This window comes from Cryobacterium sp. AP23 (genome assembly GCF_054075385.1).
In genome coordinates, this window is the sequence record NZ_CM133415.1 from 2,099,503 (window position 1) to 2,126,349 (window position 26,847).

22 protein-coding genes and 1 tRNA gene are annotated in these 26,847 nt (G+C 63.0%); 9 read left to right on the plus strand and 14 right to left on the minus strand.

Translation table 11 applies throughout. From position 1 onward, the window contains the following. Window positions 1-8: 8 nt before the first annotated feature. The 3 genes from ACU5E9_RS09990 to ACU5E9_RS10000 form a co-directional block, all read right to left on the minus strand. Window positions 9-1,565, minus strand: coding sequence for a glycoside hydrolase family 1 protein (locus tag ACU5E9_RS09990; protein WP_456813443.1), 1,557 nt, complete (start codon window positions 1,563-1,565; stop codon window positions 9-11). Next, on the minus strand, window positions 1,562-3,508 hold the full coding sequence (locus ACU5E9_RS09995) for a beta-glucoside-specific PTS transporter subunit IIABC (RefSeq protein ID WP_456813444.1): 1,947 nt from the start codon (window positions 3,506-3,508) through the stop codon (window positions 1,562-1,564). Before ACU5E9_RS09995 ends, ACU5E9_RS09990 begins: the two co-directional genes overlap by 4 nt. A gap of 114 nt (window positions 3,509-3,622) precedes the next feature. Then, a complete protein-coding gene (locus tag ACU5E9_RS10000; RefSeq protein WP_456813445.1) occupies window positions 3,623-4,447 on the minus strand; it encodes a PRD domain-containing protein in 825 nt (274 codons plus the stop codon). Window positions 4,448-4,607: 160 nt separating this feature from the next. Between ACU5E9_RS10000 and ACU5E9_RS10005 the strand changes: the two genes are divergently transcribed. Beyond that, a complete protein-coding gene (locus ACU5E9_RS10005; RefSeq protein ID WP_456813446.1) occupies window positions 4,608-5,018 on the plus strand; it encodes a VOC family protein in 411 nt (136 codons plus the stop codon). Between the two features lie 303 nt (window positions 5,019-5,321). Here the strand turns inward: ACU5E9_RS10005 and ACU5E9_RS10010 are convergent, their stop codons facing one another. The 9 genes from ACU5E9_RS10010 to ACU5E9_RS10050 all read right to left on the minus strand — a co-directional run bounded on the left by ACU5E9_RS10010 (window position 5,322) and on the right by ACU5E9_RS10050 (window position 17,604). Beyond that, window positions 5,322-6,083, minus strand: a complete 762-nt coding sequence (locus tag ACU5E9_RS10010; RefSeq protein WP_456813447.1) for a restriction endonuclease — start codon at window positions 6,081-6,083, stop codon at window positions 5,322-5,324. A 168-nt stretch (window positions 6,084-6,251) separates the two neighbouring features. Continuing rightward, window positions 6,252-7,685: a P-loop ATPase, Sll1717 family gene (locus ACU5E9_RS10015; protein WP_456813448.1), complete on the minus strand. Its 1,434-nt coding sequence runs from the start codon at window positions 7,683-7,685 to the stop codon at window positions 6,252-6,254. Window positions 7,686-8,646: 961 nt separating this feature from the next. Continuing rightward, window positions 8,647-8,862 (minus strand): hypothetical protein, encoded by a 216-nt coding sequence (locus ACU5E9_RS10020; protein ID WP_456813449.1) that lies wholly within the window; start codon window positions 8,860-8,862, stop codon window positions 8,647-8,649. A 46-nt stretch (window positions 8,863-8,908) separates the two neighbouring features. After that, window positions 8,909-9,472, minus strand: coding sequence for a hypothetical protein (locus ACU5E9_RS10025; RefSeq protein ID WP_456813450.1), 564 nt, complete (start codon window positions 9,470-9,472; stop codon window positions 8,909-8,911). After that, on the minus strand, window positions 9,472-12,549 hold the full coding sequence (locus tag ACU5E9_RS10030) for a type I restriction endonuclease subunit R (protein WP_456813451.1): 3,078 nt from the start codon (window positions 12,547-12,549) through the stop codon (window positions 9,472-9,474). The genes ACU5E9_RS10025 and ACU5E9_RS10030 overlap by 1 nt, the downstream gene beginning before the upstream one ends. Then, a complete protein-coding gene (locus ACU5E9_RS10035; protein WP_456813452.1) occupies window positions 12,549-13,784 on the minus strand; it encodes a restriction endonuclease subunit S in 1,236 nt (411 codons plus the stop codon). Before ACU5E9_RS10035 ends, ACU5E9_RS10030 begins: the two co-directional genes overlap by 1 nt. Further along, complete coding sequence (locus ACU5E9_RS10040; RefSeq protein ID WP_456813453.1) at window positions 13,781-15,760, minus strand: type I restriction-modification system subunit M; 1,980 nt, start codon at window positions 15,758-15,760, stop codon at window positions 13,781-13,783. The genes ACU5E9_RS10035 and ACU5E9_RS10040 overlap by 4 nt, the downstream gene beginning before the upstream one ends. Window positions 15,761-16,410: 650 nt before the next feature. Continuing rightward, window positions 16,411-16,923, minus strand: a complete 513-nt coding sequence (locus ACU5E9_RS10045; RefSeq protein ID WP_456813454.1) for a helix-turn-helix domain-containing protein — start codon at window positions 16,921-16,923, stop codon at window positions 16,411-16,413. A gap of 69 nt (window positions 16,924-16,992) precedes the next feature. Then, on the minus strand, window positions 16,993-17,604 hold the full coding sequence (locus ACU5E9_RS10050; protein ID WP_456813455.1) for a helicase associated domain-containing protein: 612 nt from the start codon (window positions 17,602-17,604) through the stop codon (window positions 16,993-16,995). Window positions 17,605-17,977: 373 nt separating this feature from the next. On the opposite strand from ACU5E9_RS10050, the gene ACU5E9_RS10055 reads away from it, so the two are divergent. The 4 genes from ACU5E9_RS10055 to ACU5E9_RS10070 all read left to right on the plus strand — a co-directional run bounded on the left by ACU5E9_RS10055 (window position 17,978) and on the right by ACU5E9_RS10070 (window position 20,817). Continuing rightward, window positions 17,978-18,295 carry a hypothetical protein gene (locus tag ACU5E9_RS10055; RefSeq protein ID WP_220604810.1) on the plus strand — a complete coding sequence of 106 codons (318 nt, stop codon included), beginning with the start codon at window positions 17,978-17,980 and terminating at the stop codon, window positions 18,293-18,295. 196 nt (window positions 18,296-18,491) lie between these two features. Further along, on the plus strand, window positions 18,492-19,451 hold the full coding sequence (locus ACU5E9_RS10060) for a metallophosphoesterase family protein (protein WP_456813456.1): 960 nt from the start codon (window positions 18,492-18,494) through the stop codon (window positions 19,449-19,451). Next, entirely contained in the window at window positions 19,432-19,776 is a 345-nt protein-coding gene (locus ACU5E9_RS10065) for a hypothetical protein (RefSeq protein ID WP_456813457.1), read from the plus strand. The genes ACU5E9_RS10060 and ACU5E9_RS10065 overlap by 20 nt, the downstream gene beginning before the upstream one ends. Window positions 19,777-19,899: 123 nt before the next feature. After that, window positions 19,900-20,817: a hypothetical protein gene (locus ACU5E9_RS10070; protein WP_456813458.1), complete on the plus strand. Its 918-nt coding sequence runs from the start codon at window positions 19,900-19,902 to the stop codon at window positions 20,815-20,817. A gap of 4 nt (window positions 20,818-20,821) precedes the next feature. Here the strand turns inward: ACU5E9_RS10070 and ACU5E9_RS10075 are convergent, their stop codons facing one another. Then, window positions 20,822-21,103 carry a hypothetical protein gene (locus ACU5E9_RS10075; RefSeq protein ID WP_456813459.1) on the minus strand — a complete coding sequence of 94 codons (282 nt, stop codon included), beginning with the start codon at window positions 21,101-21,103 and terminating at the stop codon, window positions 20,822-20,824. A 258-nt stretch (window positions 21,104-21,361) separates the two neighbouring features. Between ACU5E9_RS10075 and ACU5E9_RS10080 the strand changes: the two genes are divergently transcribed. Together ACU5E9_RS10080 and ACU5E9_RS10085 are read left to right on the plus strand one after the other, a co-directional pair. Continuing rightward, entirely contained in the window at window positions 21,362-22,264 is a 903-nt protein-coding gene (locus ACU5E9_RS10080; RefSeq protein WP_456813460.1) for a tyrosine-type recombinase/integrase, read from the plus strand. Then, complete coding sequence (locus ACU5E9_RS10085) at window positions 22,261-24,180, plus strand: hypothetical protein (protein ID WP_456809784.1); 1,920 nt, start codon at window positions 22,261-22,263, stop codon at window positions 24,178-24,180. The genes ACU5E9_RS10080 and ACU5E9_RS10085 overlap by 4 nt, the downstream gene beginning before the upstream one ends. 245 nt (window positions 24,181-24,425) lie before the next feature. Here the strand turns inward: ACU5E9_RS10085 and ACU5E9_RS10090 are convergent. Continuing rightward, window positions 24,426-24,515, minus strand: a tRNA-Ser gene (locus ACU5E9_RS10090). A 143-nt stretch (window positions 24,516-24,658) separates the two neighbouring features. Here ACU5E9_RS10090 and ACU5E9_RS10095 point away from each other — a divergent pair. Both ACU5E9_RS10095 and radA read left to right on the plus strand, forming a co-directional pair. Continuing rightward, the gene (locus ACU5E9_RS10095; RefSeq protein WP_456809785.1) at window positions 24,659-25,441 is read left to right on the plus strand and encodes an SGNH/GDSL hydrolase family protein; all 783 of its coding nucleotides are present in this window, start codon (window positions 24,659-24,661) and stop codon (window positions 25,439-25,441) included. A 33-nt stretch (window positions 25,442-25,474) separates the two neighbouring features. After that, a complete protein-coding gene (radA, locus tag ACU5E9_RS10100) occupies window positions 25,475-26,839 on the plus strand; it encodes a DNA repair protein RadA (protein WP_456809786.1) in 1,365 nt (454 codons plus the stop codon). Window positions 26,840-26,847: the final 8 nt, after the last annotated feature.

A 26,847-nucleotide genomic window follows, 5' to 3' on the forward strand; every position in this document is an offset into this window, starting at 1 on the left:
GCCGTGGCCTAGGCGTCGAGCACTGCCCCGTTCGTGGCCACCAGATCCTGGTACCAGAAAAAGCTGTCCTTGCGCACCCGGTCGTAGCTGCCGTTCCCGGCGTCGTCGGCGTCGACGTAGATCACGCCGTACCGCTTGGTCATCTGCGAGGTGGAGGCGCTGATGATGTCCAGGCCGCCCCACGCGGTGTAGCCCAGCAGGTTGACGCCGTCGGCGATCGCCTCGCGCACCTGGCGGAGGTGCTGCACGTAGTAGTCGATCCGGTACGGGTCGTGCACGTGGCGGGTATCGATGCCGTCGGTGGAGGCATCCGGCGCGGAGCCCTCGAGCACGTCGGTGGCGCCCAGGCCGTTCTCCACGATGAACAGCGGCACCTGGTAGCGGTCCCACAGGTCGTTGAGCACGTAGCGCAGCCCCTCGGGGTCGAAGTGCCAGCCCCACTCGGTGGTGGCCAGGTGCGGGTTCTTGATGGTCGAGAACAGGTTGCCGCCGGTGGCGCCGTACTTCTCGGGCGAGACCGAGGAGACCAGGCTCATGTAGTAGCTGAACGAGAGGAAGTCGACGGTGTTCGCCGCCAGCAGCTCCTCGTCGCCGGGCGCCATTTCCACCTGGATGCCCTGGTCGCGCCAGAACCGGCGGACGGTGCCGGAGTACCGGCCGCGCACCTGCACATCGGTGTGGAACAGGTTCATGTTGTTGTCGAACTGAGCCTTGACGATGTCGGCCGGGTCGCTGGATGCCGGGTAGTGCGACATCCGGGCGAGCATGCAGCCCACCTGGGCGGCGGGATCGAGCTCGTGCACGATCTTGGTGGCGAGGGCGCTGGCCACGAACTGGTGGTGCAGCGCCTGGTAGCCGGCCTGGCGGGGGTCGACGCCGGGAGCGGGCTCCCGTTCGATCACACCGCCGCCGGTGTAGGACTCGATGATGGTGGTGTTGATCTCGTTGAAGGTCAGCCAGTAGCGCACCAGCCCGGTGTAGCGGCCCACGATCGTGCGCGCGTAGCGCTGGAAGAAGCCCACCACCTCGCGGCTGGTCCAGCCGCCGTATTCGGTGACGAGGCGCAGCGGCATCTCGTAGTGCGACATGGTGACGACGGGTTCGATGCCCTTCTCACGCAACCGGGTGAAGAGGCGCTCGTAGAACAGCAGCCCTTCTTCGTTCGGTTCCGCCTCGAGGCCGGTCGGGAAGATGCGCGTCCAGGCGATCGACATCCGCAGCGCCTTGAGCCCCATTTCGGCGAAGAGGTCGACGTCTTCCTCCCAGTGGCCGTAGAAGTCGCTGCCGCTGCGCTTGGGGTAACCGGCCGCGCCGGGCACGGTGAGCGCCTCGGCGATGGTCGCATCCGACGCCTTCATCAGTGCGCTGATGTCGACGTAGTCACCGGCGGTGCGGTACGGGATGACGTCGGCCTGGGACAGGCCTTTGCCGCCCTGGTCGAAGCCGCCCTCGACCTGGTTGGCCGCGAAGGCGACGCCCCAGAGGAAGCCGTCGGGGAAGGCGCCGGTCGTTCCAGCCGGGCTGGGGTCGGTGGCGGTCACGGGAGTGGTGGTGTCGGTGGTCATACGGTTGCCTCCTTGGCGGCTGCGACGGCGACGGGGGTGACGCGGATGAGCGCATCACCGGCGCGGACGGGTCCGGTGGTGCCGGGGTCGACGGTGTACTTGGCGGAGTTGGTGATGACGATCACGCTGAGCGTGTCGTGGGTGGCACCGACGGCGGCGAGGTCGACGTCGAGCAGCAGGTCGCCGGTGGAGACGCGGTCGCCGACGGCGACGTGGGCGGTGAAGCCGGCGCCCTTGAGGTTGACGGTGTCCAGGCCCACGTGGATGAGGACCTCGACGCCGGAGTCGCTGCGCACGGCGACGGCGTGCTTGGTGGGGAACAGGGTCGCAACGACGCCGTCCACGGGCGAGGTGACGGTGCCGCTGGTGGGGCGGATGGCGGTGCCGTCACCAACGAGACGCCTGGAGAAGGTCTTGTCCGGCACGTCGTCCAGCGAGACCAGCTCGCCGGACATCGGGGCGGAGACGATCTCGTCGGTCGCTGTCGCGGTCGCAGTCGTGGAGTGGCGCGGGGCGGTGACGGCGGCTGCGGAGGCGACGGCCGGGGCAGTCGCGGTGGTCTTCTCGGCAGTGCCGGCCAGGATCGACTCGTCGATGCCGAGGATGGTGGAGACAACCGCGGAGACGATGAACGCCACCACGATGCCCACGATGGCCCAGACGAAGGTCTCACCGACGAGGCCGGGCAGGCCGGGCAGGCCGCCGTTGCCCGCGAGCACGTACGCCTTCACACCGAAGCCGAGCGAGATGGCGCCACCCACGGCGGCGCCGGCCATGGTGGCGATCAGCGGACGGCGAAGCGGCAGGGCCAGGCCGTAGAGGGCCGGCTCGGTGACGCCCATCAGCGAGGTGAAGGTGGTGGAGAGCGACAGCGCCTTGATCTGCTTGTTCTTTGCACGGAGGAAGACACCGAAGACGGCGCCGGCGGTGGCGAAGGTCTGCACGTAGGTGAGCGGCAGGAACTTGTCGTAACCCAGGGTGGCGAGGTTCTGCAGGATGAACGGCACGAGCGTGTAGTGCATGCCGGTCATGATGATCAGCGGCAGCAGGGCGCCGATCACGAAGCCGGCGGGCACACCGCCGTTGTCGAGGGCCCAGTTGATGCCGCCGGCGATGCCGGAGCCCACGAAGGTGCCGAGTGGGCCGAGCAGGGTGAGCGTGATCGGCACGACGACGACGAGGGACAGCATCGGCACGAAGGTGAGCTTGAGGAACGACGGGATGATCTTGGTGAAGCCCCTTTCGACCCACGACAAGAGGTAGACGCCGAGTAGCACCGGGATCACCGAGTAGGAGTAGGTGGCCGCCGTGACCGGAATGCCGAGCAGGTGCACCGCATCACCGGCGCCGAGCAGCGCGCCGAGGGCCGGATAGACCAGCGTGCCCCCGAGCGAGGCCGCCACATACGGGTTGGCGCCGAGCTTGCGGGCGGCGGAGACCGCCACGATGATCGGCAGGAAGAAGAACACCGCATCGGCGATGGCCGAGAAGATCAGGAACGTCTGCGAGGCCGGGTCGACCCAACCGAACGAGTTGCTGAGCGCCAGGATCCCCTTGAGCAGGCCGGCGCCGGCGATGGCGGGCAGGATCGGCGCGAATGTGCCGGAGATGAAGTCGAGGAAGCGGGTGTGCAGCTTCTTCTTCTCACCGGTGCCGGCCGGGGCGGCTGCGCCATCCACTGAATCACCGGTCGCGAGACTCGGCAGGTCGGCGACGATCGCACGGTACACGTCGGGCACATCGTTGCCGATGATCACTTGGTACTGCGAACCTGCCTCGTTCACGCCCATGACCGGTGTGATCGCGTTGAGCGCGGCCTGGTCGGCCTTGGTGTTGTCCTTCAGGCCGAAACGCAGCCGGGTCACGCAGTGGTACAGCGAGTCGATGTTCGCCTCGCCGCCGACCGCGGCGATGATCGCCGCGGCATCTTTGTCGTACTTCAAGGGGTTCTCCTTCAGTGAAGAATCCCGGCTTCACGCGGTTGCCCTGACGCGGCTTCGGATTCGGTGCTTTGTATTTGTGGGGCGGGAGCGACTGCTCCCGGGTTCGTGGGCCGGCTAGAGGAAGCTGGCGATGTGCAGGCCGATGTAAACCTTCTCGGAGGCGCTCATGGCGTGGCCGTGGCTGCGCATGACTAAGGCGTCGACCTTGTCGACGGAGGCGAACGCGGCCGGCTTCTGTTCGGTCAGGATGCGCAGCAGCTCCGCATCGTCGCGCTGCACGGTCTCGCCGAGCAGCACCCTCTGCGCGAAGAAGCGCAGGTGGGTGACGAAACGCAGGTACTCCGGGCTGTCGTCCTGATAGGCGATGCCGAAGTGCAGCCGCACGATGTCGAGGATTGAGTGGGTGAGCTCCATCAGCCGGGTGGCGCTGTCGGCGGCGCCGCCGACCTGGGCGTTGATGACGTGCAGCGCGATGCTGATCGCCTCCTCGGCGGGCAGCTCAGCGTCGAGTTTCGTGTTCAGTTCCAGCACGGCGCTTTTCGCGAACGCGTACTCCGTCGGATAGAACCGGCGTACCTCGACGGCGAGGGGGATGGTGAAGTCCCCGCCGTCCTTCGCCCGCGCGACGGCGAAGGAGAGGTGGTCGGCCAGGGAGGCGTACAGGCTGTCGCTGATCTTCACCCGCAGCTCCTCGCGGGCGCGGGTGACGAGGTCCGCGGTGGCGGAGAGGATGTCGGCCGGGATCGAGCCCACGATGGATGCGAAGTGGCGGCTCGCGGCGGCATCGTCGAGCCGGAAGATCTTCTCGATCATCGTCTCGTCGATCAGTTCGCCGGGCTTGGAGTTGAAGCCCAGGCCCTTGCCGAACACGATGACTTCCTGCAAGGAGTCGTCGAGACCGTCGACAACGTTGTTATTCAGTACTCGCCTGACGATCACTGCTTATCCACATCTGCTTCGGGAACACTCGTGCTGTCGTCGTCTTCGAGAACAGCCATGGTGTTGCCTGCGAAAGCAGTGACAAGCCGAAAAAATAGTAACACGCCCGCCGCGGGGGTCCCGTCTCCCCGGCTTCGTGCTGAGTCGGTAGCCTCGGGTGATGGCCGACTTCCCTCAGTTGCTCCACACTGTCCTGGACACAACCGACGTGAGAGGGCTCGCGGAGTTCTACCGCCAGCTTCTGGGTTTGCGTTATCGCCCAGGCGACGATCCGCTGCCGGGTGGCAGTGCGGATGCCGACTGGCTGGTGCTGACCGACGCGCAAGGCGACCGCAAGCTCGCATTTCAAAGAGTCACAGTGCTCAAGAGAACGACCTGGCCTGCGCCTGACGTGCCGATGCAGATGCACCTGGACTTCACCGTGCCTGACCGTGATGCACTCGAGCTGCAGCACGCCCGGGCGTTGGAGTTGGGTGCCGAGCTGCTGTTCGATCGGACGGACGATTCGGACGAGCCGCTATATGTGTACGCGGATCCGGCCGGCCATCCCTTTTGCATCTTCGTGAGGTGAAACCGGCGACCTTCCGACACCTTCCACGCGACGAGGCTCATATCCCGGACTGGCTTCGTGAAGTGCTCGAAGCGGATCAGCGCGACGTGGCAGCGATCGAAGGGCGGAAACGAGAAACCCCCTGACACCCTTGTTCAAGGGGAAGCAGGGGGTTTATCTGTGGCGGGTTGTTCCTATAACTCACAAGCCGTTGGATCGCTGGGCAGTTTTTCGGCACTTTCGCGCACATCCTCTGCGCTCTGCCGAATAATCCTCTAGGAGCTGTGCAAGCCACAAGTCCAACGCTCTTGCGAGCCACAACCTTTAATCAGATCGCGCGCTTTCGGTTTCCGCGGTGTCCTCGTGGAAGCGCTCAATACTGATTGGCTCACCCTTGCCGTCGTGGTCGACGTAGTAGACCGCGTTGCAGCTGAAGCAGGTGTTTGTACCGACCTCGACGGAGTCGGTTTCCTCACACTCCGCGCACTCGGCGATCAGCGTGCCGCAGCTGTCGCAGCGCCCCGCCTTGAGGCCCTCATCCGGCCATTCGTCAAGCAATACCTCTCCCCAGCACCTCTCCTGCGGGCATCGGATGTAGCCAAGTGCGTGCGCTGCCGCGTCCACCCAGTTCTCCTCGATGATTGGCGTGGTCGGAACTGGCATCGCCGTTATGTGACTCAAATCTCGGATGCGGATCTCGGGCAACACATTGTTTTCTGCTCGCAGTCGCGCCGCCGGAGTAACGCCATTTATCGAGTACAACAGACCGAGCCCTACCCCAAGATCTTGAAGCTTGCCAATGAACTCGTCTACCTTGCCAACATCCAGCGGGCGCTTGTACGCCTTGCACTCGACCACGATGCGAGTTGTCTCGTGAATCATGACAGTTTCAGCGAGTACATCGATCTGACGGTTTGCCTTCGACACCTTCCCCTCACGCTTCGCGTCATAGTGGATGGTGGCTAGTTTGTCGACGGCCCGGAGCCGTGCGTCCACTTCCAATTCATAGGCTTTCCACGCGGGAAGCATCTTCTGAGCCGGATCAATGGAAGCATCATCGTCGGTGGTAACAGCCGAGATCGGCATGGCAACATTCTCCTCTTCTAGCGGTCGCGGTTCCCCCGCACTTGGGACGCGATTTTGAAACTCCAGGTCGACAGCGTCGCGCATACGGCGTACTTGTCTGACTCGGTCACCTACGCCGATGCTTGAGAGCCTTCAACTGGCATAAATCATCGCTTTCCGCGCTCGTGATCACCGCCACGGCCGACCCCAGGCTCTGGTCAGAGCATCGTGGAGCATGAACTCATATCGGGTCGTGAAGCCCGCGCCCGCGATCTTCCGGAAAACAAAATCGGTGTATGAACCGTTCTTAATCCCGATGCCGCCGGTCTCAAACATTTGCTTGAGCAACTGCTTCACCTGTGTTGGTTCAAGCTCGCCTTGCAGCTCCTCACACACGTACGCGAACGTAAACAGTCGGGAGGGAGCTGTTCGCAGCGCGTCTTTAAAACTCGCCAGATGGCGAGCGTTCCCCGCGTCCAAGACACCAGCCAAATTGTCGAAAATTTCCCCCACGAAGTACTCTTCCGCGTAAAGCTGGACTGCCCGTTTTGCTGCCTCCTCGGTTACTTGGCGCTTCCCACGATACGTCCGTTGTAGATATGTCATGAGCGCCACCAAATCGCGCGGTAGCAGTCTCGTATTGTCCAGAAGGTACTCCGCTAGTTCCCGGTGGGGCCCGATTTCTATCGAGGTTCGGAGATACTGCGTCACAACATTCGTGACTTGCGGCTTCGTTACAGACACCTTCCGCGAAACAAGCGTCCACAACTGGTTCTTCGCGCCGATGCCGTTGGCGTGCCAATCCAGGTGTACCGAGTGAGGCTTCAGCTTGTTTATTTCAGGACCCGGCAGCATATCTACGATGTCGGATCGAGCCGCTGCTACAACGGTAACCGGCAGTTTCGCTGCTCTAAGGTCGCGATTTAACGTCCAGATTGCCTGCATGAGACCTGCGAGGGAGGTCCATTCGTCTTCAGCCTCGAAGAAGAACGAATCCAATCCATCGATCGCGATGATGTGCGAGCTCTCAGTACTCGTCTTGAACAGTTGTTCTCGAATGTAGGCACTGACGTCAAGCGGCGTGATGCTGGCTGCGTCGAATTGCGCTTCGGCACCGATGATCTTGGCATCAAATTTGATTTTTGTGTTCGACCATTTAGACACACTCCCGAGCCAGTTGGAGGTGATGAAGCCACCAGCTTTGAGCGCTTTGACCATAGATACAAAAGAGCCTGAGGCGTTGAGCCCCTCATCGCGGGACAGAGTTTCCACGACACGTAGGAGTAGGAGGAACTCCCAAGCGGACTGAGACCGGGAGCCCCCTTGCGATTGACCCGTCTGTATGCGGGTTACGTCGTTCACCGGAAAGCCAGCAAGGTTCCAGTAATTGAAGAATCGATTCCAACGGTGTTCCCACGTCAACCGGATGTTCTCCAGTACGGCCGATTTTCCCGAACCTTTCGGGCCAAGGATCAGCCAGTATTGCCCCTGGAGGATTCCTTGCACGGCTTGTCGGTAGTCGTAGTAACCAGTGCGAAGTAGTTCAGGTTCCTCCGAAGCTTCTTGGGTCGCGTCAAGATGACCGAAGCGTAGAGAGGAAAATTGAGGCAGCAGTTCTGGCATGCCGCTGATTATCCCTTACTCGGGGATCCTGTCTGCCTGGATCTGAGACCAAGTGCGATGACTCACGGTGGAACCTTGTCCCCATTTCGCAGGCAGTCGCCGGTCGCAGCCCTCCCCACCGCATAGGACGAGAACAATGACGCGCACCAGCATGGTGTTGGTCCTCCATCGGGATCTTGGGCAGCGACGGTCGTGTGGCTTCATAGATCGAGGTACACGCCGATAACGACCCATATGTCACGAGCCCCGACCCCGTCGCGGGGTCCGCGGGCACACAGATGGGCGCCGCCCCGGGTATTGCGATCGCTTGCGCAACCGTAATTGTCTTTTTCGGGACACCTCCGCGATGGCGGAGAAAGTGGGCGGCGCCCGGGATCGAGCGTAGCCGAGGGGCTCCGCGCCCCGGTCCGTCCTGCTCCCCCAGTCCGGGGCGCGTTCTGCTCCCGGCCCGCCAGAGAACACGCCCCAGGGGCAACGGGCAGGCGGAGAGCCTGGGCTGTGACCGCGCTTAGATCCGTCGATTCGTACGTTAGCCTGCACTTATGGGGCGACGACGTGGAGGGCTTGGGGCTGGCATTGTCGGCGCCGGCGTGTTGCTGAATGCAGCGTCGAACCTGCCGAAGAGAGCGCATCATCGGTGGATGGTGCCTCTATTTCGGCTGTCCGGTTGGAGCTTCGTGGCGGCGATAGTCGCATTCTTTGCCATGGCTGTCGTATCCGCCATCGAACCCCACTTCGGATTGCCGGTCCTCTACGTTATGGTTTGGTGCGCTGTCCTCAGCTTCTTTTTTCTCTGGGGCGCCCTGATCGCCGCGCTGAGCCCTCCCAAGTAGCGTGTCGCTCGAGGCTCGTCAGGCTGGACACTAGTGCGTCGAAGCTCCCTCGCACTATGGACAGTTAAGCCGGCTTTGCGTTGACGTCAGCGTCTCGGCGGCCAAAGGCGGCCGCCTGAGCGATCGGCCTAGCCCTGCTCTACTGTCCATCCTCGGTCAGCCGCGAGCACGGTCAGGTAGAGGCGACGGATCTTCCAGGTGCCGTTCGCCTTGGCCGGTTCCTGCCACGCGCCCTCTGGGTCCAGGTCGCCATCAGCTTTCATCCCCCGGAGCGTGGCACGAAAATGCTTGGCTGGTTTGCCGACGATTTCTGCTGCCTCAGCCGCGGTGAGTTCATTCTTCATACCGGAAGCTTGTCATGCCGTCCCATTGCCCTGCCCCGACTGGTCTCTACCTGACCGATTTCCAGAGCGCGTGGAACAGCATGACGACCAGCGCAATCGCTGTGCCCTCTATGAAGCTCTCTCTTGCCCGCGATCGAGAACGGCGCCGCCGTCGCTCGCGCGGCACCTTGAATTGTGCCTGGGGTGGATGCAACCCCAATTCCGTCAGGAACCATTCATCCGGGACCGCTCCCTGACCCCACTCGACGAGCTTGCTCGCTACCTGCACGCCTATGTCGCGTGATCCGCGATCCGATGTCGCAGCCATCATGAGTTGCGTTTGGGACATCGTCCACTGTGCGACCGGCGATTCCTCATTCGGTAGCTCATGTCGAAGTCTCAGCACGGCGAGGGCGTAGTCGAGCTCCGGGTTTGCGAACATCCTGATAAACACAGGCTTCTGTTGCCATCTGACGGCGCTCTCCATTGTTTGGAGTACGCGTGAGATTGCGTCGTGGGTGGCGGCCTTTCGCGCCTCTTCGGCACGACGTCGACTTTCAACAGTGAATATGACGAGGGACACGACCACCGTCACAGCACTGATCGCCGCAGCGACCGCCGTCCAGTCCACTAGGCGGCTTCCTTGCCATCCCGGTACAGCGCCCGTCCGATCAGTTCGATGATTTTCGCGAGCTTCACATCACTGTTCAGCGCCTCCGCCACCATGGACTCGAAATTCGAGCCCGACGTGACGATCGCGTTGGTGACAGTGCTGCCCAGGTCGGGGCTGGACAAGAATTGTTGCTCGGTGTTCGCGGCGATCTGGGTGGTGATTTTGGCGTTCTCGCCGGCCTTGCCCTTGACTTGAGCGTAGAAGCCCATCATGTCGGCTTCCGTCAGCCCGTCGCCGTCGAACAGCTGGTTGAGCTGGTTGACCGCCTCGAACAGCCGGGCGAGCACGGGATCCACGGGTTTCTTCGACCCAGACGCCGTCATCGGGTCGAGCACACCGTCATCGAGGCTGATGCTCTGCATCTCGTGCTTCTTGATGCCGTAGCCGATCAGTTCGACGCCGGCCAGGTCGATTGGGCTTCGCCTGTTGTCTTCCCGGATCACGCGTGCCAGCGCCCGGAAGTAGATGGCGTGCTTCTCCACCGATGTGTCTTCGAAGTTGATGATCTGCGACAAGAAGTCGTAGGCATTGACGAACGCGGTCAGGTCCCCACGAAAGAGGTCCAACCGATCCACCTCGACGCCGTCACCATCGAGAAGGGCCGCGTCGTAGCGTTTGTTGAAGCGGTCCTTGCCCGGTGCTACCGCGGCGGTGAGGGCGTTGTTGCCTTTCTTGAACACCTCAACGGATGCCGCGGCGTCGACCTCGTATTCCTCGTAGATGTGCATGGCATCGAGCTTGTCCTTGATGTCGTGCACGATGTTCGGGTCGGACACCGCCGACAGCTTCGCCTCCTTGAAGTACGGGTCGAAGGACTCGCGGATGACCTCGGGATCATTCACGAAGTCGAGCACGAACGTGGCGTCCTTGCCCTTGGCCATCCGGTTCAATCGGGACAGCGTCTGCACGGCGGTGACGCCGGAGAGCTTCTTGTCGACGTACATGGCCACGAGCAGCGGCTGGTCGAACCCGGTTTGGAACTTGTTGGCGACGAGCATGACCTGGAAGGCGTCGGTCTTGAACGCCTCCGGCAATGACCGGCCCTTGAGCCCGGGATTCATGTTGATCTCCGTGAACGCGTCTGGACTCAATGCCTCGTCCAGCACTTCCCCGGAGAAGGCGACGAGGGCGCGGACATCCACGTGGCCGGTGCGTTTCAGGTACTCGTCGAAGGCGAGCTTGTAGCGCACGGCCTCCTTGCGGGAGCCGGTGACGACCATCGCCTTGGCCTTGCCGTTCAGCCGCCAGCCGACGTTCTCGCGGAAGTGCTCGATGATGAGCGCAGCCTTCTGGGTGATATTGAACTCGTGCAGCCGCACCCACTGCATGAGCTCTTTCACGGCCTGGGTCTTCTCGACCAGCGGGCCCTCGGAGTCGTACTCCTGGCCGTTGTGGGCGAGTTTGAATGCGACCTTGTAAGGCGTGTAGTTGCGCAGGACGTCGAGGATGAACCCTTCCTCGATGGCCTGCTGCATTGTGTAGAGGTGGAACGCTTGCGGTAGCTCCCCGCCCTCCGGGACACGGCCGAACAGTTCCAGGGTCTTCGCCTTCGGCGTGGCCGTGTAGGCAAAGTAAGAGATGTTTGACGCGTTCGCACGGTTCTCCATATCGGCCGCGAGCAAGGCCTCCATGTCGATTTCGCCGCCGTCGGCGAGGTCCTTGAGCTCCTCGGCATTGAGAACTGACTTCACCTTGTTCGACGTGGTGCCCGTCTGAGAGGAGTGCGCCTCATCCGCGATGATCGCGAAGTTGCGGCCGGCAAGGGTGCCCTCGAGTTTGGCCAGTTCGGCCATCGCAAACGGGAACGTCTGGATGGTCACGACGATGATCTGCGCGCCCTTGGTAAGCGCTTCGGCCAGCCGGGACGACTTCGACCCGGCGGCCTTGCCGTCGATACCGACGACCACGCCGGTCTTCGCGTCGATCTGCTTGATCGCATCCTGCAACTGGGTGTCCAGCACTGTGCGGTCGGTGACCACGATGACCGAGTTGAACACCTTGCTGCCATCAGCCCGGTGCAGGGTCGAGAGCTGGTGCGCGGTCCACGCGATCGAGTTCGTCTTGCCTGACCCGGCAGAGTGCTGGATCAGATACCGGTGCCCCGGCCCCTCGGCCTTGGCCGCCTCGATGAGCTTCGTCACCGACTCCCACTGCTGGAACCGCGGGAACAACAGGGTCTCGGTCTTCTCGACGACCCCGGTGACCGGGTCGATGTTCTTCTCGACCTGCAGGTGCATGAACTGGCCCAGGATGCCTAGCCATGCGTCTTTCTGGAATACCCGCTCCCACAGGTACGCAGTGGCGGAGCCGTTCGGGTTCACCGGGTTACCGGCCTTCCCGTCGTTGCCCTGGTTGAACGGGAGGAAGAACGTGTCCTGCCCGCGCAGGTGCGTGGTCATGAACACCTCGGAGTTCGACACCGCGAAATGCACCAGCGCCCGGTGGCCGAAGGAGAGTAGAGGCTCGCCCTTGGGGTTGCGGTCGGTGCGGTACTGCGCGATCGCGTCCTGCACGCTCTGCGTGAAGTCCGTCTTCAACTCCAATGTCGCAACCGGCAGGCCGTTCACAAAGAAGACCAAGTCGATGCTCTTCTTGTTCGCGGTGGAGTAGAACACCTGCCTCATGACCCGGAGGCGCATCCGGCCGTAGTCGGCCGTCGTCGACGGGTTCAACCCGTCAGCGGGCTTGAACTGCGCCATGCGCAACGACACCGGCGTGTACTTGAACCCCCGCCGGAGCACCGACAAGGTGCCGCCCTGCACGCCGCCAACGCTGTCAAACGGCGCGTCGATCGACTTTACCAGCCGATCAAGCAGCGCGTCTCGGGACTTCTGCTGAACGGATGCCGCGTCCCCCAGCTTCACCACTTTCGCCAACGCGTCGGGCTGAGTGTCCGCCAGCCACCCGAACACATCCTCCGGGAACAGCGCCCGTTCCTTGTCATACCCGGCGCTAGTCGGCGAGTACAACCACCCCTGCGACTCCAAATACAAAGCCAGTTCCTCTTCGAACGGCTTCTCGTTGTGCTGCCCCATTAGAGCCCCCTCACATCAATCTTCCCCGTGACCGCCGCACTAATCTGTGCCTGACGGCGCTCCTTGAGTACTGCTACAACCTCACGCGATTTGGCGATCAGAGAGTCGATTTTGGACGTTTCCGCGTCAACGAAAATGCCGATTCGTTGCTGAACGGCCAGAGCCGGGTACGCAAGTTGAATCTCCTTGAAATCGTCATACGCGAGGTTCTGCATGCTACTGCTGGTGCCGACGCGGAGTGCGCTCACCTGGTCCTTGTAGGTTCGCGTTTGGAACCACCAGTAGGTGAACGTCGAATCGGAAGTGAACCCGAGCTGCCAAAGCTTGTCAGATAGATAGAGGTTTTCGTGGGTGTCACGGACGAGTGCGGCAGACCCAACTAGCTCCGGGGAGTTCGCACGATTGATGATGATCTTGCCTTGGCGCACCGCACAGGTGACTCTGCCCAAGTCCTCTTCCAGGACGACTTTGTTGTTTGAGGCGTCAAACACTCCCGTGGAGGCGCTCCCAGTTTTCAAGACCGCGACCTCGCCGGACGCAGCCGGCACGTTCATGGCATTCACGCTGGTTCCGGATTCACGTTCCGTGACCAGGTACTTCATCCGGGATAATGACCAGTCTCGGGGCACCTGTCCGAGCCAAGGTATCCCTGAATCAACAAGTTGGACGGTGGGGTCGAGTCCTCGGGTGACGGCGTGGGTAATCACGGCTTGGCGGCGTTCGGTCAGCATTTGGACCAGTTGTTCCTGCTTGGTAATGAGCGCGTCTATCTGCCCGGTCTCCTGATCCAGATACTCCGCAATCCGTTGCTGACGAACAGCTGTTGGCAATGCGACGTAGACGTTTTTCAGCATTTCCAAGGTGATGTGAGTCATCGCAGAACCGTGCATATGGCCTGCTAAGTCTTCGATCGCATGGTCCAGCGCCCATCGAAGGTATGGTTTGGAGACACCAGGGTGGGGGATCACATTGAAAAGATGTTGGTTTAGAACGGCGTCGCCGCGATTCCAGAAGCGAACTGCAAGCGTCGCCGACCAGGCAAACAATAGGTCGCCGTTCTGAATTCGATTTCGTTCAGAAACCGCACCATCAAACCGATCCGGTTCCACTTCGGGGTTGAGCAGCTCGCGAATCCGAACGACAGCAAGACCTTCATCGGTGAAATCATCCGGCTTGAACGCTCGACCGTTAACAAACTGCGCCAGTCGCGATACCGGCGTTCGAACGACACTCACGCTCGCTCTACCTCGCCGAGGAGAACGGTGATTTCCTGCACAAGTTTGTTGAGGTCCGCGTCGATTTCCTCAAGTGAGCGGGGTGGCACGTATTTGTAGAAGTGGCGGGTGAACGGGATCTCATACCCGATCTTGTCCTTCGACCGGTCGACCCAAAAATGCCCTACGTGTGGGGCGATTTCGCGTTGGATGTAAGCGTCGATGTCCTCGGTGAGTGGCACGTTCTCCGTGTCTCTCAGGTTGGTGTCGGGCACTGGCTTGCCTTTGCTGTCGGTGACCACCGGCGCGGTCTCGTCGCGCTCGGCGAGCCCCGAGACAAGGGCCTTCAACTGTGGAGTGGTGAGGGTGACGCCGGCACCGGCGAGAGCCTTTTTTATGCGGGCGGTGAAGACAGCGGCATCCGTTGTGGTCTCCCTGGCCGTGCTGAGGTCCAGGAGTGCTAGATCGACCAGCTCGACCACCGCAGCGAGGTTCTTAGCGGCCAGGGCGCGCTCCAAGCGTTCCGGGCTCACCGCCCAGTTAAATTGCTGGGGTCGCTCGACAGTGATGGTGGTGTATCCGAAGTCCTCGGTTGCGAAGATTTTTGAGGCCCCGCCATTCGCTGCCTCGGCCTCTTCTCCATTGGTGCCGTAGAGCTGGACGATGTTTTCGATCTGTTCGGGGCTGACGAGGCGGCGTTTGGAGCCGAGGCTCTTACGCATCTTGATCCATTGGTCGGTCGCGTCGATGAGCTGCACCTTGCCCTTGCGGCTGGCGGGCTTGTCGTTGTCGAGGATCCAGATATACGTGGCGATGCCGGTGTTGTAGAACAGGTCGGTGGGCATCGCAATGATGGCGTCCAGGAGATCGTTCTCGATCACGTACTTGCGAATGTTGGACTCGCCCGAACCTGCACCGCCGGTAAAGAGCGGGCTGCCGTTCAGCACGATGCCGACCCGGCCACCGCCTTCGGCTTTCGGGCGCATCTTTTTCACCAGGTGCAGGAGGAAGAGCAGCGAACCGTCGGAGACGCGTGGGAGGCCGGGTCCAAAACGGCCGTCAAATCCGCGCTGGTCGTATTCTTTCTGAACGAACGTCTGCTGTTTCTTCCACTCAACGCCGAAGGGCGGGTTGCTGATGCCGTAGTCGAAGGTCTTCCCGAGGTGGCCGTCGTCGGTGAGCGTGTCTCCCCAGATGATGTTGTCGATGGCCTGGCCTTTGATAACCATGTCGGCTTTGGCGATGGCGAAGGACTCAGCGTTCAGTTCCTGGCCCACAAGGGTGAGGGACGCTTGCGGGTAGTGGTCGCGCACGTAGTCGTCGGCGACGCTGAGCATCCCGCCTGTTCCCGCGGTGGGGTCGTAGACGGTGCGGACCGCGCCGGGGACGCTGAGTGACTTGCTGGGGTCTTCGTCCGGGTGCTCGGTGAAGAGGAGGCTGACGATAAGGCGCACGACCTCGCGTGGGGTGAAGTGTTCCCCCGCGGTTTCGTTGGAGGACTCAGCGAATCTGCGGATAAGTTCCTCGAAGATAAGGCCCATCTCGGTGTTGCTGACCCGGTCGGGGTGCAGGTCGACGCCGGCGAACTTCTGGACGACGAGGTAGAGCAGACCGTTCTCGTCGAGCTTGGCGATCTGGGCCGCGAAGTCGTACCGGTCGAAGATATCGCGCACGTTGGCGGAGAAGCCGTCGATGTAGTTGAGCAGGTTCGCCCGCACGTTGGCGGGATCGCCCGTGAGCTTCTTGAAGGCATACAGGCTGGTGTTGTAGAAGTCGTGTCCGGCCACGCTCGGGAGGAGCTTTTCGACGGGGATGGTGCCATTCTTTCGTTTCTCGAACTCGACGAGGACAGCGCCCTTCGTCGGCTCCAGCACGGCGTCGAGCCGACGGAGGATCGTGAAAGGAAGAACGATCTTGCCGTAATCGGATTGCTTGTAGGTGCCGCGCAGCAGGTTCGCGATGGACCAGATGAATGCCCCGTTGTTGTTATCGGCCATGTGGCGCGTACTTCCCCTCGTATTACCTGTGTCTCAGCCTATTGGCGAGGGGCGCAGCGGCACGCGCTGCTTCGCACCCGAAAACCGTGGTAAGCCATCGTCGACGCAAAGATCTCAACGCCGTGTATCGGCCGGTGGTTGCCTCCGATCACGTCGACTCGGCGCAGTGGACTCCTATCGGTCCCACCTGGCACGGTCACTTCTCGCAGCGGCGAGGACCGCATTGATCTTCCCCTCCCGCATCAGCTCAGCAGCGGAGCGATTGTTGAATCGACGGAGAGCCGCATTGAGCCATAGAGCGTCGCCCCAAGCATCAACCAACCCCGGGTCCAATACGGATAACACGTCACTCAGACCCGCCAAGGGCTCTCCTGCGGGCCCGAACTGAAAACACGGGTAGAGGTCGTCGCTGTTCTGTGTTCTGGTCCGAAGGATCCTTCCGATTTTGGAGAAATGCTCCAGCTGATGCCAGGACATGTGGGACAGACGCATGGCTCCAGCGCGATCGTAGAACGGGCCGATCAACGAGTCCCAGATCTGTGCCTCGGGCGACCCCTCGACGTTAGGCTCAGCATTCGTTTTCTGGGAGTAGTCCGTCTCTGGGGCCGTCGACGACGGATCCATAGCATCGCGGCCCCTCTTGCCCCTGGTCACCAGACGGCTTCCATGTGACTGTGAGCGGCGGCCAACAACAGTTCTGGCTCGTGCAGGTGATCCGCCGGCCGGTCCTCAGCGTCGAACGAAGTGGTTGGTCCGAGCATCCATAGAGTCAGGCTTTCATTCGACCACCCGTTTTCGCGGGCCACCTCGACGAGGGGCTTGATGACGGGGAGGATGGCACGGCTGGCTCGATCGAACTGGAATCCGGGATATCGGATCGAGGGGCCACGCTTTACTGCGATGATCCTGCCGGAGTTGCGAAGCCGGATCAGGTTGGTGGACGTGACCCCCAGGAATTTGGCCGCCTCGTTATCTGTCAGCAGCCCGAACTCCGCTTCCATACGGTCCCACGCTAACTGGGTAGAGCGAAGGCTCCTAGCTAGCTGCGGCGAGGTGTACGACTCGGTTTCCGCATCTGGTTCTTGTGGGTTACAGGCGGAGTCGCCAGCCGAGCGTGATGCACCGTAACGCTCGGTTCCGCCAGGACCGTCGCCGTCATTCATACTTCTATCCTGTGCTCGTCTGCCGTGGGAAGCTCAGGGAGCGTCCGAAGTGTATTCCTGCACGTGAGATCACTTTCGACGGTAAGGGGCTCCCCAGGCCCAGAAGTTGAGTTCGTTCAGCGTGGCGACCTTAGCGGGCGACAGCGTGCCGGCCCGGCGGGCCATTCGGGTCTTTGCCGCCCAACGGGCGAGGGACTGTTCGGCGTCATCGGTGCTTCGCAGCCTGGGTGCATGTCCGTGCGCGGCGGTGAACTGGTCATAGGCCTCATAGTTCGCCCGCCATCTGTCCTCTATGGGGTGGAAGCTGAACCCGGGGATGCACAGCAGCCGGCGCACTTGGTAGGAGCAGAGTCGCCCTGCAGCAAAACTACGGCGCTGAGCTCGGATGCTGTTGTTGCTCCGCTTCTCCTCGGCTGAGATGGCGCCGGCGGGTAGGCGTCGATTCTCGCGCGGCAAGCGGCCCTCAGCGCGAACAAAGGCTTCCAGCGCCGACAGGCTGAGGATCCAGTTGGCGATGTCTCGAGGGACGGTGCCGGCTATCTCACCGCTGTCGCGGCAGGTTTGTTCGGCGCTGTAGACGGTGAGGGATCTTTTCTGATCCTGCGTGAGGGTGCTGGGGTGCTGGCGGTGAAGCTGCGCATATTCGGAGCGGAGTGCTTCAAGCGGGCTTGGTTCGGACATGGGGCCTCCCCGACTCGCACGGCATGCGATGTCGGATAGGTCATGCGCGGCGCAGGTGCAGCGGCGTTTCGGAGGATGTATTCCTGCACGGATCCGCCGGCGGGCAGGACCGGGCTACCGTCCCAGCACCGACCGGTCATCCGACCGGCACGACACTCGGAGGTGCGCGAATGCCCGACCAAATGCCGCCCGAAGCAGGCGCTCAGACACCACACGAGGTCCTCAACGTGTCAACCACCACACGGGCGGTGACAGCCGTTGCCAATGACGTCGTGTGCCAGCCTGAACGAGGCAGCACGCTGCACGCCCCCTCCGCCGCCACCTCCGTCGGCGCGCTGGTGCACACCGAGCAGCGGTCGCCGTCATGCTGCTGATGACGTCTCTGATGGACGAGGTTTCCGGGCAGTTCCGCGTCTACACGGCGTCGGGGTCGACGTATTGGTTGGACCTGGACCGGTACGAGATGTGCCGGATACCGGTGCGGAATGATCCTGGGCGCGAACATTCCCTGCGTCGGGACGGTGCCACCGTGCGAGTGCTGCGAGTCGTGGAGTGCACGGTGGGCCGTCGGATGCACCTGCTCATCGACCTCGCGGTCGAAGGCGTGGACGCGACGATTCGTCTGTCGACGCCGGTGGTGGCGATCGACCGCGATGATCCGGACCCCGAAGACGCCGGAGCAGGATCATGACCCCCGAACCATTGCCCTCCGCCGGTGAGCCAAACGCGATGAGCACCACTCAGACGCCCGCCGCGCAGTGCTCGACGATCTCGGTGGTCCGCCGGCTACGCGCACACCAGCGAACCCCAGCCCCCAGCGCGGAGTCCTCCCGATTTGGCGGCGGGTACATCAACGGCGGGATCATCCCACGCGTCAGGTGCACCCCATGATCGCGCCCGAATCGGTACCGCCACCCCCGGACCTGCGCACGGATGTCGACCCGCGTGAACGTGCGCACCGCCCTGTCCATGATTACTCGTACACGCCCTACGCCTTGCCGTCACTGTCCACGGTTCGCCGAATCGGGGTCATGGGCGATCTCCACGGTGACCTCGCGCACGCGATGCAAGCGGTCCAGACTTTCGCTGACCGCGGGGTGACCTATGTCATCCAGCTCGGCGATTGGGGCGTCCTCTGGCCGGGCACAAACTGGCAGATCGCATTACGCAAGATTTCACGTGCCCTCGCCCGCCACCAGATGGCCATGCTCTTCATCGACGGCAATCACGAGTACTTTCCGAAGCTCCTGGAGTTTTCGATCTCAGCAGACGGCATCCGGTGGATTTCCGCCAACATCGGTCACCTCCCCCGCGGGTATCGCACCCAGATCGGTGCGCGTTTCACCCTCGCAGCCCTGGGCGGAGCCAACAGCATCGACCGCCGGTTTCGCCAAGAGGGCGTGAGCTGGTGGCCCGAGGAACAAATCTCAGCCGCCGACCTCCGCCAGCTCGGCTCAGACCATGTCGACATACTCATCGGCCATGAAGCACCGATCATGGACGAGCGCGCACTGGAGAAGAGCGCCCGCGACGCGGGTTACTTGCCCGCCGATATCGCCTATGCGGCCGGCAGCCGGGTCATGTTTCGCCGGGCGGTCCTGCAAACGCGCCCGCGCTTGACTCTCGGAGGCCACTACCACCGCCACTACGACGAGACACTGTCGCTGCCGGGCCAGCCCCACCCCACCCGCGTGGTGGTGCTCGATATGAACGGGAAGCACAGGGTGAACCTCGCGATTCTTAACACCACCACCCTCGACCTGGAACTCCTCTACCGGAACGGCGCACCCGCCGAGCCCGACACCAACGCACCAGAAAGGATCGATGATGACCGACCGGAACGTTGAACCCGACCAGGTAAGCGAGCTCACGGGAGATGAGGGCGGGCTGTGGCGGGTGTCAACGCGCGACAGTGCGCACTACTTCGATCTCGAACGGGGCACCGTCACCCGCGTCCCCGGCGCCAACGCCCCGCCGACCGTCAACGACCGAGCACGGCCATTGCGCACGATCGCCGCCATCAAGGTCGGTCACCGAGGCCGGTGGACGATGCACACCGACGGGTGGGACGACGAAATCGACTTCTTCTGGGCAAATACTTCTCTGATCGCAGCGATTGAACGCATCAGCCGTGATGATCTTCCGGGAGCGGGCGGTGACCTGCCCGGGTGAGGTGGGGCCCACCTGGGTCCACCTCTCTGGAGAGTCGCGCGGCCCCAATTATGGCTTGCGATCAGTTCATTGTGCAGATCTGCCCAGTCGCGTGCGCGCCGGTTGCACGAGCAAGTGCGCCCGATGAAGGAAGACGGCTGGAGTGCCTATCTGCCCCAAATCGATGCGGGGTATTGGACTCAGATCGGGAATTTCGTACGCGCCGCGGTGGTGGACGCGGCACCGGATACGGCCTACACCGAGAGAGAACTGTATGCCGCCGCGACACCGCTGACCCTGTGGGCCTGGCAAACGGCCGCAATGCCCCTGGAACGTGACGTGATTTTCGCCTTCTCCACGATCGAACGGTTCATCGGGGTTGGTCTCACGCATTATGGGAGCAAGGCAAGTCGGAACACCCTGCGGTCCCGGCTCCTCAGGATCTCGGAAGCGCTACTCGACGCGCCCTTGGCACCGCCCGTCCTGCGGCCGCTAGGCGGATCTGATCCGTCATCTCCGTACACCGCCCGAGACGTTGTCACCTTGAAGAGCTGGGCAATCGCCCAGACCACTCATGAACGCCGGTCGAACGCGGAGGCATTACTCGCCCTCGGTCTGGGCGCGGGACTGGCCGGGCGAGAGATCGTCAATCTTCGGATCGGAGACATCAACGCCGACGACCACGGCGTGTTCATCAGGGTACGCGGCGAGCGGTCTCGAGTGGTCCCCGTCTTGCGTGAATGGGAGCGAGCCCTGGCAGCTCGGGTCGATCCCGGTCAGACCGAGACCTGGGCATTCCGGCAACAGCACGCCAGTGCCAACCGGAATCTGATCACGGACTTCGTCTCTCGGGCGGAAGGGAAGATCCGTCTGCAGGCCCGAAGAATGCACGCGACTTGGATCGTGCAGCATCTGGAAGCCGGTACCCCGCTCATCCCGTTGATGCGTGCCGCCGGGCTGCAGTCTCCAGAAGCGCTGGACCGGTTCTTCAAGTTCGTGCGAGAACCGGACTCCGAGTACTACCGGAACGCGCTGCGAGATGCGGTCGCTACCCCACGGTAATGCCTCAGCGCTGAACCGGACTTTCACCTGGAGCAGCGCGTCGTTCCCTCAGCCGGAGGTTGCGCTCCGCATTCACCAGATCTTCAACCCTCACGACCACGTCTCCTCGAAGGATCCGCCCCAGGCGAGTCTTGTCGATTCCGTTCGCCTTGGCATAGGACGCGATCGTCGTACCGTCCGCTGCCAGAGCGGCGCGAACCTGCTGGGCATGCGCGTGTTGAATTTTGGCTGTTGCCAACTGATCAAGCGCGCTTTCGGTCATCCCAGCGGGGCTGTCCCAGGTCACGGGGCGCGATGTTCCGAAGTTCGTCGAGGGCGCACAGGAAGCTCTCGGAAGAAAACGCGGATTGGTCACCGTCATTCATGCTATCGGTTGCGGTGCCCTAATAGGGCACTTCATCCCGGGATGACCCGGATCCTCCGCATGTCCATTTGGTATGAGCATCCTCCAGCCCACATCCCCCACCACACGACCATCCCCCAGCCTCCTGCCCATCTCGCGGCCCTGCCGGGGCCAGGCATGAGTGCCGTCAGCCCGCCCGCAGTGCAGCGCGTCATCGACAACTATGTCGCCCAGATACCTGCCACGCACTGGGCCGAAACCGAAGCCTTCGTCCGGAACAGCGTGACCGGCCTCGGGCTCCGGACTCGGGGTGTCGCTCGGAACTACCTTGCGGCAACCTCGAAGTTTGCACAGTGGCTTTGGCAGACAGCGGCTGCGGACCTCGACCCTGCAGTAGCGTTCCGCCCATCGCTTGTCCGTCGATTCGTGCGCGAGGTCATGTCAGACCACGGCGAAACCTACCGACAGCAGACGGCGCAACGTCTGAACACACTCGTTGCACACTTCACCACCACCACGCCCGAGCGCCATACCAGGAAGGACCCGGCATCGGTTCGCCCCTACGCCAGCCGGGAGCTCGTAATCTTCCGAAGCTCCGCCGCTCGACGCACCAACCTCGATCGGCGGGCGAACGCCCACGTGCTGCTCGCGCTCGGTGCCGGCGCGGGCCTGCGTGCCGAAGAAATCGCCCTAGCCCGCGTCAGCGACGTCACGGCCGATGGTGAGGACCTTCTAGTCAGCGTGCGCGGCAGGCACCCTCGCACGGTCCCCCTCCGTCTGGAGTGGCGACGAACCTTGGTCACGGGCATCAACGACAGGGCGCCGGGCGACTGGCTCTTCTCTGGATACCGCCTGCCCGAATACCCGGCCCGGGTGATCCACCAATTCGGCATCGACGCCCCCGATGAACCCACCCCATCAGCAACGAGGCTCCGTGCCACCTGGCTAGTGGGCCAGCTCAACGCCGGGCTGCGACTGGACACCCTCCTCTACCTGGCCGGCCTGACGAGTCCCACCTCTCTCTCCCCCTATGTGCAGGCCATGACCCCGGATGTCGACAACGACCTCCGACCTCTCATCACTGGAGCGGCGGCCGCCATATGAGCGGCGTCACCGACGGCGCGGTCACGATGGCCGCCGAGGACACTGAGAGCGATGCGCTCGAGCACCTGCTCGACGATGAGATCGGCACAACCTCGGGGCGGACATCCAAATTCGACATCAGCGACGTACGCCAAGTAGCCGCGATGGTCGACGAATCCAAAACAGTCGACCAGATCATCGCGTGGCGCCGTGAGAATCGCGGGAGCAAGCGCGGCGGCGGGCGGTCTCCCGTTGTCGATGACCGAACGATTCTGGTCGTCCTGGTACTCCTCGCGCGCGAACACGCCCCGCAATACGCACGCGAGATGGGCAATCTACTGCACCAGCGCCTCACCAACGAAGCACGTAGTTTTCTCGGCCTACCCCTCTCGCTATCCGGATCACGCACAGGGCGCCTTGAAGCAAGGCGCTGGTACAACGCCGCCTGGAACTCGTTCCATCGCCTCATCGCAACCATGGACCCGTATCCCGACACTCAGCACTACCGGCTGGAGAACCGAGCCGACCGCGAACGGGTCCTCGGCATGCGCGACCACGACCTCGTTAGCATGCGGCGTGAACGCCTCAACTGGTTCAGTGACGCGCTACTCGAGATGACCTTCCGACTGCAGCCTCGAGACGTTCGACGGCGCGTGAAACAGCGCGTGACGCTCGGGATCGACCAGACGACGATACCCGCAACGAGTCCCCGCGGGCGCGCACCTATCGACCCCAAAACGGGCGTGGAGCGCAGGTTCAACCCCAAGACGAAGAAGGAATACAAAGACAAACTCGTCATCGAGACGGACGCCGGGTGGAACGCAAAATCTCCGGAGAAGCGAGATGGATCCGGTCCCGAGAATCAGAAGGACACTGAATACGTTTGGGGTTGGGCTGGAAATGTCGCCGTCCTGGTCCCGAACAGCCGCAGCACCGAATCAGAATTTCCGAACATTGCGATCGGCTTCTCAATGAGCATGCCCGGTCATCACCTTGCCCGTGACACGGTGGCGGTTGCCCAGTCAATCGTCGATCGTGGATATACGCCAGGCACCATCGTCGCCGACCGCGAGTACTTCGCGAACCTACTTCCTGAAACACTGCACGTGCCGATCAAGAAGATGGGCTTCGACGTCATCACTGACTACCAGGTAACACGAATGGGAGTTCGCGGCGGAAAGGCCGGCTCCATCCAGGTCGAAGGCCGCCACTATTGCGCCGGCACCGGCACGGACCTCCTCAACGCCTCGAACGATGCGGCCGCGCACAAGATTGACGAGGAGACCTATCGGAGTCGGCTGGAGGAGCGGACGGCGTTCGAACTGCGTCCGAAGGAGCGGCCCGACGAACGCGGGCATGTCCCGATGATGTGCCCGGCAGCAGGGCCAAACCCAACCGTCAGCTGCCCGATCCGGAAGATCCATCCCAAAGCACCCGACAAGGTTCGCCCGACCGTTCAAGACAGGTATGTCCCTGAGGCCCCCGACCTGATTTGCTCGCAAGGATCCGTGGACTTCGGCCCTGAGGATGGCATCCGCGACGCGCAGCTCTTCCGATACCAGTCGAAGGAGTGGAGCGATGCCTACCGCGTCGGCCGCAATACCGATGAGAGCTTCCACGCCTACGTGAAATCCAAAGGCCACGAGGCGCTTGACGTTCCAGCGCGCCGACGGATCCGCGGTTTCGCCGCCCAGCAGGTACTGACGACGATCCTGCTCGTGTCCGCGAATATCCGGAAGATCATCAAGTTCCTCACTGACCGTGCCACACGGGCATCGCAAGACAAACCGGCCGCCGCAACGGGCATGGGACCAGTACGAGCGACCACGAGACGCCGGGACCGCGAGGGTCACTCCAACTACAAGGCGAAGTGGCCACTAAAGGTGCTCCCCGGAGCCCCGGACGGTTCGGAACTCGACCCGCCGCTCAGAACATAACCGCGCGCTGTAACTCACCAATAATCGCCCCACTGCACGACCAGGACAATCCGCAGCGCCGAAAATCGGCCGCCCGGACATCCCTGGCCGTGCATTGTCATTTAATCCGCGCCCGCTCGCCGACGTGAACAAGCAATCAGAAGTTAGACACTCAAGAAACGACGAATGGCCTCCGAAACCTCAGAGGCCATTCGTTTTGGGAGCAGTTCTTGGAACAGAATCAATGAGTTCCAGGAACAACCCTGTGGCGGTACCGGTGGGATTTGAACCCACGGTGGAGTCTCCCCCACACAACTTTTCGAGAGTTGCACCTTCGGCCGCTCGGACACGGTACCGAGAGCGATTGTAGTTGAGGAAAGGGGGGTGACGCGAATCCGAAAGCACATCCCTCCGCGGCGGCAGGGGCCGGTTGGTGCACACCTGTTCCGTTCGGACGAATTCCGGCGAACTGTCAGAGCCCGGCGGTACTCTCTCCTGCGTGACGAATGACACCTCCACTCCCCGCACCATCGCCCTCACCGCGAGCGCCGTGGCCGGCACCGCCGGGCTCGGCGCGGCCGCAATGCTGGGCTATCGACGCTTCCGGCGGATGCTGGCCGCCAATGCCGCCGTGCTCAACGAGACCCTGCCGATCAACTCGCTATGGTGGCGCACACACGCAAAGGAGAAGGGCGACCTGCTCTACGTCGCCATCGGCGACAGCGCCGCCCAGGGCATCGGCGCCAGCGCACCCAACCGCGGCTACGTCGGCATCCTGGCCGACCACATCCGCCTGGCCACCGGCCAGACTCTCCGCGTGATCAACCTCAGTGTGTCCGGCGCCACGGTGGAGCTGGCCGTGCGCGACCAGTTGCCCCGCTTCGTCAAGCTGCAACCCGACTTCGTCACCGTCGCGATCGGCGCCAATGACATCGCCCAGTGGGACCCGGTGAAATTCGAGGCGGGCATCCGCGAGGTGTTTTCGGCCCTGCCGCCGCAGGCACTCGTGGCCGACCTGCCCTGCTTCCACCTGCCGCACAACGAACGCAAGGTCGCGGCCGCCAACCGCATCGTGCGCGACGTGGCCGCGGAGCACGGCCTCACCGTGGTGCCACTACACGCGACCACCAAGCGTGAGGGCCTGCGCAGCGTGCTCAGCCAGGTCGCCAACGATATGTTCCACCCCAACGACCGCGGTTACCGCATCTGGGCCGAGGCGTTCCTGCCCGAGCTCAGCGCGGTCGTGGCTCATCGGATTCCACAGAAGACGCTGACCGAGTGATCGGTGTCGGCGGCCGCGGCTAGGCTCGCTGACATGGCTAAACCCGTCTCCAACTTCCGCTGCACCGAGTGTGGCTGGACCACGCTGAAATGGGCGGGCCGCTGCGGCGAATGCCAGCAGTGGGGCACCGTGGTGGAAGCCGCGGAGAAAACCGGCATCAGCCGCTCGGTCACGCCGTCGTTCGTGAGCGGCCCCGGCGTGGCCCGGCCGATCACCCATGTCGACACCACGGCCGTGGCGCACTGGCCCACCGGCATCAACGAGTTCGACCGGGTGCTCGGCGGCGGCATCGTGCCCGGCTCGGTGATCCTGCTCAGCGGTGAACCCGGTGTGGGCAAGTCCACGCTGTTGCTCGAGGTGGCCTCCAAGGCAGCCATCGCGAAATCGCGGGTGCTCTACGTGAGCGCCGAGGAGTCGGTGTCCCAGGTTCGCCTGCGCGCCGAACGCACCGGCGCCCTACAACCCGAGCTGTACATCGCCGCCGAGACCGACCTGGGCACCATCCTCGGTCAGATCGACGCGGTCAAGCCCGACCTCGTGATCATCGACTCGGTGCAGACCGTCTCCAGCTCGCTCAACGACGGCCAAGCCGGCCAGCCCGGCCAGGTGCGCGAGGTCGCGTCCACACTCATCCGGCTCGCGAAAGACCGCAACCTGCCGGTGCTCCTGGTGGGTCACGTCACCAAGGATGGCACCATCGCCGGGCCCCGGCTGCTTGAGCACCTGGTGGACGTGGTCTGCCAGTTCGAGGGCGACCGGCACACCGCACTGCGGTTCGTGCGCGCCCTGAAGAACCGGTTCGGCTCCACCGACGAAGTGGGGTGCTTTGAAATGACCGGAGACGGCATCAGCGAGGTCGCCGACCCGAGCGGCCTGTTCCTCAGCCGCGGCACCACCGCGGTATCCGGCACCTGCGTCACCGTGGCGATGGAGGGCCGTCGCGCCCTGCCTGTGGAGGTGCAGGCGCTCGTGATCGACACCGTCATGCCCAACCCGCGCCGGGTGACCAATGGCGTGGACGGCTCCCGGGTGGCCATGTTGCTGGCCGTGTTGGAGAAGCGGGTGGGCCACCAGTTCTCGAAGAAGGACGTCTACGTGTCGACGGTGGGCGGGGTGCGGTTGGTGGAACCGGCCGCGGACCTCGCGATCGCGATCGCGCTGACGTCGGCGATCCTCGACGAACCCATCGCCCACAACGTGGTGGCGTTCGGGGAAATCAGCCTCGCCGGGGAGATCCGCCCGGTATCCGCTGCCAAGCAGCGCGTCGCCGAGGCCACCCGGATGGGATTCACCTCCCGCATCGACGCATCCAGCAGCACCGTGCAAACCGCGGTCTCCCGGGCGCTCGGCACCGGGGTGTCCCGACGTGACGCCGAACTCGACGCCGCGTTCGGGTAAATCAGACC